This window comes from Lentzea sp. NPDC006480 (assembly GCF_040611995.1).
Classification (GTDB): domain Bacteria; phylum Actinomycetota; class Actinomycetes; order Mycobacteriales; family Pseudonocardiaceae; genus Lentzea.
The window spans coordinates 1-8,036 of record NZ_JBEXPJ010000264.1 but is presented as its reverse complement, the minus strand read 5'-3'; the positions used below and the strand labels follow the sequence as shown (position 1 = coordinate 8,036).

General features: G+C 62.5%; 6 protein-coding genes. 3 read left to right on the top strand and 3 right to left on the bottom strand.

Going from position 1 to position 8,036, the window contains the following annotated elements:
* The coding region (locus ABZX92_RS44175) for a tyrosine-type recombinase/integrase (protein WP_355571908.1) at positions 1–506 on the top strand (506 nt) is incomplete at its 5' end.
* A 203-nt stretch (positions 507–709) separates the two neighbouring features.
* On the opposite strand, the gene ABZX92_RS44170 is transcribed toward ABZX92_RS44175, so the two are convergent.
* Together ABZX92_RS44170 and ABZX92_RS44165 are read right to left on the bottom strand one after the other, a co-directional pair.
* A complete protein-coding gene (locus ABZX92_RS44170; protein ID WP_355571906.1) occupies positions 710–1,120 on the bottom strand; it encodes a hypothetical protein in 411 nt (136 codons plus the stop codon).
* Positions 1,121–1,345: 225 nt separating this feature from the next.
* Complete coding sequence (locus tag ABZX92_RS44165) at positions 1,346–2,563, bottom strand: IS110 family transposase (protein ID WP_355571904.1); 1,218 nt, start codon at positions 2,561–2,563, stop codon at positions 1,346–1,348.
* A 459-nt stretch (positions 2,564–3,022) separates the two neighbouring features.
* Between ABZX92_RS44165 and ABZX92_RS44160 the strand changes: the two genes are divergently transcribed.
* Both ABZX92_RS44160 and ABZX92_RS44155 read left to right on the top strand, forming a co-directional pair.
* Complete coding sequence (locus tag ABZX92_RS44160; protein ID WP_355571903.1) at positions 3,023–5,911, top strand: hypothetical protein; 2,889 nt, start codon at positions 3,023–3,025, stop codon at positions 5,909–5,911.
* 91 nt (positions 5,912–6,002) lie between these two features.
* Positions 6,003–6,671, top strand: a complete 669-nt coding sequence (locus ABZX92_RS44155) for a hypothetical protein (protein ID WP_355571901.1) — start codon at positions 6,003–6,005, stop codon at positions 6,669–6,671.
* A gap of 66 nt (positions 6,672–6,737) precedes the next feature.
* Here ABZX92_RS44155 and ABZX92_RS44150 read toward each other — a convergent pair whose 3' ends face one another.
* Positions 6,738–7,379 carry a hypothetical protein gene (locus ABZX92_RS44150; protein WP_355571899.1) on the bottom strand — a complete coding sequence of 214 codons (642 nt, stop codon included), beginning with the start codon at positions 7,377–7,379 and terminating at the stop codon, positions 6,738–6,740.
* Positions 7,380–8,036: the final 657 nt, after the last annotated feature.

The window sequence follows — 8,036 nt, the reverse complement described above, 5'->3', positions numbered from 1 at the left end:
CGTTGAGCAGGCTGGGCCACGAGGCCGGGATCGGACACGTCACCGCCCACCAACTACGCCACACGTTGGCCACACAAGCCATCAACCGCGGCATGAGCCTCGACGCGATCGCTGCCCTGCTGGGCCACAAAACCCTTGCCATGACTATGATTTATGCCCGTATCGCGGACAAGACCGTCGCCGAGGAATACTTCGCCGTCACCGAGAAGGTGGAGGCCCTCTACGGCCAACCCCGCCGGCTTCCTCCCGACGACGAAGGCAGCGAGATGCGCAAACTTCGCGGAGAGATGCATCGACGGATGCTCGGCAACGGCCACTGCGCGCGCCCTGTCGAGACCGACTGCCATTTCGAGTCCATCTGCGAGAGCTGCACGTTCTTCGTCACCACGATCGAGTTCCGACCTACCTTGCAAGCCCAGCGAGACGACGCCCAGCGCAAAGGACAGGTCGGCCGCCAGAAGATCTTCGACGGACTCCTCGACCGCCTCGCGAACGAGACCTCATGACTCGAGTCCTTGACGGGATCACCCGCATAAGTACAACACCCGCCGACGGCACTCCAGCCTCGGTTACCTCAGCCCTGCCGCCTACGAAGCCACCCGATACCAGCCAATCGATCAGGTAGCGTGACCACACCTCATCGACCCTAGAAGTGTTGTCCGATGACCCGGTCCTCGGGGTTCTACAGCGATAAGGTCGAGTCTTGCGACTACGGGCGGTAACTCCATCCCTCATCAACGAGGCGCGGCTTGTCATCGTCGTCGATGAAGATTGTGATGTAAACGGAGGCAGCGCCGCCTGGGGCGTTGGCCCAGACGTTGAAGGTGTCGGATTTGTCGTTGCAGACCCACCACGAGTTGTTCGTGCTCATGTAGTCGCCGCGTGCGTTGTAGGTCGTGGCCTGCAGCAGGAGGCATTGGTGTGCCTTGATGTTGTAGTCGACGTCGACGGATCGCGCATGCCAGCGGATCCAGCCGACGGCGTAGCTCTGGCCGTACGTGAGAATGGGGAATGGGCTTCGGGGATCTGCTGCCTGAGCCGCAGGTGCGGCGAAGGTGAGCGTGGCGAGCGCCGCCATGGCGACGGCTGCGGCCATGGCGCGCCTGATGGACTTGAACATGCAAGTATTCCTTCGCGGTAGGTCCCTTGTTGGAAACGCGGATTTCCGTGCTCTGAAGGAACATAGGATGGCGCACCTACACGGTACCTACACGGGCGCTACATCAAGCGGTGCTCGGTCGGCCTTGCAGATTGAAAGCTGGGATGAGTTGGCTCCGCCAGGGCTGCCTGGTGTACAGCGGACACGTGGACACGGCCTCTAGCCAGCCAGAGACATCCCTGGAAGTTAGGCGGCCCGCTCGATGTGGTGAGCCCAGGCGGTGGCTTCGTCGTAGGTGGTGCGGGTGGCGAGGCAGCCATGAAGGATCCCGACAAGCCGGTTGGCGACGTGCCGGAGAGCGGCGTTGTGCGGCACGCCGCGGGCACGCTGACGGTCGTAGTAGGCCCGCGCACCTGGTGAGCTCCGCAGGGCGCACATGGCCTGACGCATCAGCGCGTCAATCAACCGCGTATTGCGAACGTGGCGGGCGCTGACTGTGCTTCTGCGGCCAGACTCGATCGTGATCGGGCTCGTACCGGCGTAGTTCTTCCGCGCCTTAGCTCCGGCGTAGCGGGCGCGGTCGTCTCCGAACTCACCGAGCACTCGGCTGCTCACGATCTCACCCATACCGGGCTGCGAGAGGTAGATCTCCGCGTCCGGATGCCGGCCGAGACGCTTCAGCAACTCGGCCTCGATGAGGCCGATCTGCTCAACCAGCGCGGCGATCACGCCCACCTGCGCGCGGACGGTGATCGCGTAGGCCCGTTGCAGAACGGCGGGCAAGCGGAGCTGCTCCGAGCTCAGGCCCGTGTGAATTCGCTCAGCCCGCTCTTCAACGAGCCGCTTCCTGCCGGCCCGCTTCAGGGCTGTCAGGATCTCAGACCGCGAGAGCTTCTCGGCCGTGTCGGGGTCAGGTGCCCGCTTGAGCAGATCCAGCACCTCGCCCGCGGCGAGGTCTTCGCCGAACGCAGCCAGCGCTGCTGGGAAGAAGTCGCGTAGTTGGGCCCTCAAGCGAGCGACCTGGCGTTGACGGTCCCAGATCAAGGTCTGATGCGTGCGCGCGAGCAGCTTGATCGCCTCGGACAAGTCACTGTCGCCTGCGACCTGGCGCAGCTGGTGTGAATCCGTACGGACCATGTCGGCCAACGCGTGCGCGTCCGCGGCATCACTCTTGGCTCCGGACATCGCGAACCGTTCCCGGAACCGAGCTGCTTGACGGGGGTTGACCGCGAACACCCGATAACCCGCGGCCACCAGCGCTGTCACCCACGGCCCGCGATCGGTCTCGATCCCGACCAACACCTGGTCCGGCCCGCCGTCGGCGTGATCGGCGATCAACGCGTGCAGCTGCTGAAAGCCCTCGACACCTTCGGGCAATCGCGTACCGCACAGCTTCTTGCCGCTCGCGTCCATGATCTCGATGTCGTGATGACCTTCAGCCCAGTCATCACCGACGAACAACACGTCACATACCTCCGCGTCTCGGCAACAGGATCAACGGGAGAACGCCGGCAGGTACTGGTCATGTGCTCACACCAGCACCGAGGCGGGCACGACATCCCTTAGCGGTCATTCATCCCCAGTCACCAGCAAGCGCACGCGTCTCGGGAAGGACTCACAAACCCGCTTTAACCCAGTGCTCACCTACCAGGGACCGTCATCGCGCATCCTGCCGGTGATGGCAGCAGTTAGGCCGGAAGCCCTCAGCGGTTAGCATCGTGTTGGAAGGCTCGCTGGACGAGTTCGCCAAGCGCCAGCGGGTCGCGATCCTCTCCTGGTGCATCGGGTGGAGGATCACGCCATTGGCCCCTTCGAGCGGCATGTCGTTAAGCAGCAGCGACACAAGGAAGTGCCACATATCTACCGGCCCGCCGTGTCGAACCTCAGCTGAGCCGCCCAAAGCTAGTACGGCACCATGGGTTCGTGGACTACGACTTGTCACGACTGGGCAGCCGAGAGTTTGAGCACCTATCGCAAGCGCTCGCGATCCGCGTGCTCGGCCCCGGCGTGACGGTGTTCGGTAGCGGCCCAGACGGAGGTCGCGAAGCCACGTTCGACGGCCCCGTCGACTACCCCAGTCCATCCACGGAAAGCACCTGGAGCGGATACGGGGTTGTACAGGCCAAGTTCAAAGAGCGCCTGACCAGCACCACCGAAGACAACAAGTGGATAGTCTCAGAAATCAGGCAAGAGCTCGAAAAGTGGCTAGACCCGAAATCTAACAGGTCTAAGACACGTTACCCGCAATTCATCATCTTCACGACCAATGTCTGGCTTTCCAGCGTTCCCGGGTCCGGAGGAGTCGACACCACCGATGCTCTTGTCAGGTCTTTCGCCGGTCGACTCGGATTGAAGGACTGGGCTGTCTGGGGCGGGGACAAGCTCTGCCGCTATCTGGACAACTTCTACGATATTCGCAAGGCGTTTGGCGGGTTCATCACGCCTGGTGACGTACTGGACCGTCTCCATCACCTCCTATCCGAGGAGATCATCGAGTTCAGCGAAGCAGCGGGCCGCCATGCGCGCTCAGAACTCTTTGCAAGCCAGTGGGTTCGCCTCAACCAAGCTGGCAGTCCGGAAAGTGAGAAGCTCAAGCTAGCCGAGATCGGCGTGGACCTGCCTGGGGTGACCGCCAGCCGTGATGTGCTGGTCGTCCAGCATGCGATCAGTCAAGGCGACACGGTCATGCGCCCGAGTGCCCGCCGAGGAGTTACGCCGCATTTGGTCTGGGTCGGGGGTCCTGGACAAGGGAAATCAACGCTAACCCAACTACTAGCCCAGACGTATCGTGCAGCACTGCTGGCAAATCATCCTGAGCATCGCCTTGGACCATCGGGTCCCGTGCTGGCCGCTGTCCGCGACAGGCTCCGCGAGCTGGGTGTAAGAGAACCCCGTTGTCGGCGCTGGCCGATCGCCGTGAATCTCAACGACTACGGCGAAGCTGTCTCGCGTGATCGCGAGTTGAGCCTCCTCGGCTTTGTTGCCCAGCGGGTCAGCAAACGACTGGATCACTATGTCCCACCACATCAGTTGCGCTCGTGGCTCGGATCGTGGCCGTGCCTGTTGATCCTGGACGGACTTGACGAGGTCGCCGCGCCATCCGCTCGAGACTCTGTTGAGCAGCGGATCAACGAGTTCCTCATCACCGCTGCGGACGTGGATGCCGACCTGCTCGTGGTCGGGACAACCAGACCGCAGGGCTACAACGACGAGTTTTCAGTGGATCAGTTCGAGCATGTGACCCTCCGGTCTTTGGAGGTCACGGAGGCTATCGACTACGGGCTCCATCTGTCTGAAGTCAGACACCGCGACGACCCTGACCTGGCGGAGCAGGTGGCGGCGCGTCTCGAACAGGCGGCTCAGGAGCACGTCACTGCACGGCTGATGCGGACACCGCTGCAGGTGACGATCATGACTCTTCTGCTCGAACGGCAAGCACGTGTACCCGACAGTCGCTACAGCCTGTTCGAGTCTTACTACAACACGATCTACACCCGCGAAGTGTCCAAAGGCGGCCCCACCGCGAGTCTCCTAGAGCAACACCGCAACGACATCAACGCTGTCCATCAACAGGTTGCACTGCTGCTGCACGATCGAGCCGAACAGCACCCTGATCTAGACTCGCTTGTTTCGCTAGCAGAACTCGACGCCCTAACACGCATCCGGCTGCAGGCAGAGGGAATCGGGGAGGCGGAATCTCAGCGCCTGGCGGCACAATTGGTCACTGCCGCAACACTCCGCCTCGTGTTGCTCGCACCGATCGCGCAAGATCACGTGGGCTTCGATGTTCGGAGCCTGCAGGAGTTCATGGCGGCCAGAGCCATCGCCACCGGGCCAGATGACGAGGTACTCCGCCGGATGAAGGCGCTTGCACCGTCCGCACACTGGCGTAACGCCTGGTTGCTAGCCGCAGGCCGTATCTTCAGACACAGTGAACATCTGCGTCTTGGCCTGGTCGCCCTTCTAGACGAGATCGACACCGAATCATCGCTTGCGATGATCATCTCGCCAGGCAGCCGTCTCGCTCTCGACATGCTCGACGACGACACCTCCGCTCGTGCACGGGGCATCCAACGTATGGTCGTCAAACGAGCTCTGGAGTTGATCAAGCAGCCCCCCAGCCAGTACACGGAGAAGCTGGCGGCCACGCTTCATCCCTTGCTCAATCGCGACCCCGAACTCGGGGAAATGATCATGCCCGCTCTGCGGCGAGCGATACATGGAGGGGATTGGTCACTGCTGTCAGCAGCAATCATCCTTGCAGAGTTCGCCGGCCTGGTCGGTCCTTTTCAGACAGTCGCGCGCACTCACCTGAAGGGCCTGCTCCGCGCTGCCGACCGTGAGAAGAAGGAGGCCCTAGTCCACGTTGCCCTGCAGTTCCCGCATCCATCGCTCAGGCGCTTCGAAACGGCAGCGACATCTCGCCCGCAGGACCCACACGCAGCCCTCGGACAGCTGCTCAAGACTCCGATAGAAGATCAGCGTTGCGAGCCCGCCCGACGAGATGTCGCAGAGAGGATGCGGCAGTATGACTCGGACTGGGAGAGTCAGGGCGTGGACGTTCGATCGCTGTGGAACGCGTTCGAGGTGACCAGCATGCCTATTATCCACCCTGAACCTGTTCGGACTGCGGCCAATGAGTCCGGTGAAGCCCAACGATTCGCCCTCAACCTGGCATTGCTCAGCGACGAGTTGGCCCTCGTTGACTTCACAGCAGCCGATCAGCTACGGGCCACGTTGGTCCAGTTTTACGGCCAACAGCAGGTCTCACACAAGCTCGGCGGCCTGATCGTGCGCTTGCCGGAAAGTTAGTCCTCTAACCGGCGAGCCGGCGGTAAACGGGATAACCGGCTCGCCAACAACACGGTCGGCGGCGCACGATAAAGACGTGACCAACTCCTCGATGCCCGCCGACAAGGTGATCGCGCTCGGCCACGAGGTCGACGCCGCTGCGTCGCTCCTGCGGCACGGGTTGACGTTGTTGGAGTCCTTCACCTTCGCATCACGCGCCGCAGACGCCGTGTTCGTCTGCCTGGCAGGCGGTGCCGAGAAGCTTCTCAAGCTCAGCACAGGCCTACACGCGTTGGAAACCGCGGGAAGCTGGCCGTCCAAGACCACGATGATGGACATCGGCCACAACATCGTCAGATTGCACAACCACGTGCGAGACCTGATCGCCCAGGACGCGCTCGCCCGCAGCACCGCACCGGGCTACATCATCGAAGTACTCGACAAGGTCGACAACGATCCACACATCGGCAAGGTGCTGGACATGCTCGGTACCTACGCTGTGAAGGGCAGGTTCTACAACCTCGACCATCTGGCCGACGCCCCGCAGCTGGGTGACTCCCCAAAGCAGATGTGGGACGCCTTGCACGACGGACTCCTCGAGTTGCATCCCCGCTTGCTGATGCAGCTGGCTTCCGTCGACCAGTCGCAAGCAGCGCGGGCTGAGCTCAACAAGCTCATCGCCAGGTCCGTCGTCGATTGGCGGGAGCTGATCAAACGTGCATGGCGCACGGGCGTGTTCGGTGACCATGCAAAGGGCTGGGCACCGCTGATCACTCCATAAGCAACGCCACAGGCATGTCTCCTAACCACTCGGGCCGATCCGAACTAGGGAGGTTCGTGGTTCATCTCAGTCGGCGCGATACCAGTCAGGGCCTTCGACCTTAAAGCTGTCGCCAGCCAGCACCCGCTCCGGTGTGCTCTCGGCGATGCGACGCCAGCGACGGCCTCCAGCGTCCGTGAAGCCAATGATCACTTTTGTCCGCATCGGGTACATGTCTGGGGTGATCGGAGGATCGTATGTCAGCGACACAAGGATCGAGTCAGTTTCGCCTGCCCCCAGAACAGTTGGGGCTGTGTAGTCATCAGGGTCGTCGTAAGGCAGATCCCAGATGACCTTGCCACCGTTCTGATGCACGAAGCCCTCGATGCGTGGGTAGAACACGTGGGTAGGGCTGTAGTTTGTGATGCGGACGTTGTCAGGTGGCTCTGGGCCAAATCGGCCCGAGTAGACGAGCTCCTCCTCGACCGATGGATAGTCGATGATGGTGACCACAAGCCGAGCTTGTTCGAGTTCGCGCTCCGCCTGTTCGATCTGCCTTCGCTCGGATTCGGCATCCGCCTCGCGCTGCGAGATCCGTAAGGCAACGGTCACGGCCAGCACCGTGCCGAGTGCACCCGCCCACTGTCCGAGAGCACCCCAAGCTTCACCGTCCTTCAGAAGCCAGGCCGATAGCCCGGCAATGAGGACGAGGAGACTTCCTGCGATCACGGTGGTCCGGTGGGCATGTATCCAGCGCCTCCGGCTCCGAAGCCAAAGCCTGACGTTGCTGGGCTCCGACACGATCCCCTCCGTAGGCCATCGAGCATCTGCTGCCGGTCTGTGGCGTAATAGCGGACGCTACTCGTCAGGTCCGCATCGGACCTGGCCTGCCCACGGCACGTTCGCCTGGCGGCGCCCTCACCAGTCTGTTGACGTGATTCGCCAGGATCCTGTTGGCATTGCTCAGTGCAGTGGCCGTCGTAAGGCTCGGCCCGCACCGCAGCGATCTAGCCGGAGACTTGAGCCGCCACCCCGGCTCGATCAGAAACTACGCCGGCAACTTCAGCACGAGGAGCCGCTACAAGTTCTCGCGCGCGATCCTGGTCGTGGGCGTGGTCCCATCCGCAGATCCTCGGCCGCCGCCTCGCCACTAACTCGATGTCCCGCTTCGACGCCGACCAGTACCTCACCGAGATACTGCGTTCAGTCACCGCCCACGACCTCCAACCCGGACACGACCAGCCGCCGTGCGCCCGCCGACCCCGCAGGAGCCAGAACACCGTGACCACCTCGCCTGTGACTACCCCTCCGAACGCCATGCCGCTGGCCCGCAACGCCGTCTACCGAGTAGGCCGGTGCTACATGTCGTCCTGGCAAGCCACCGCG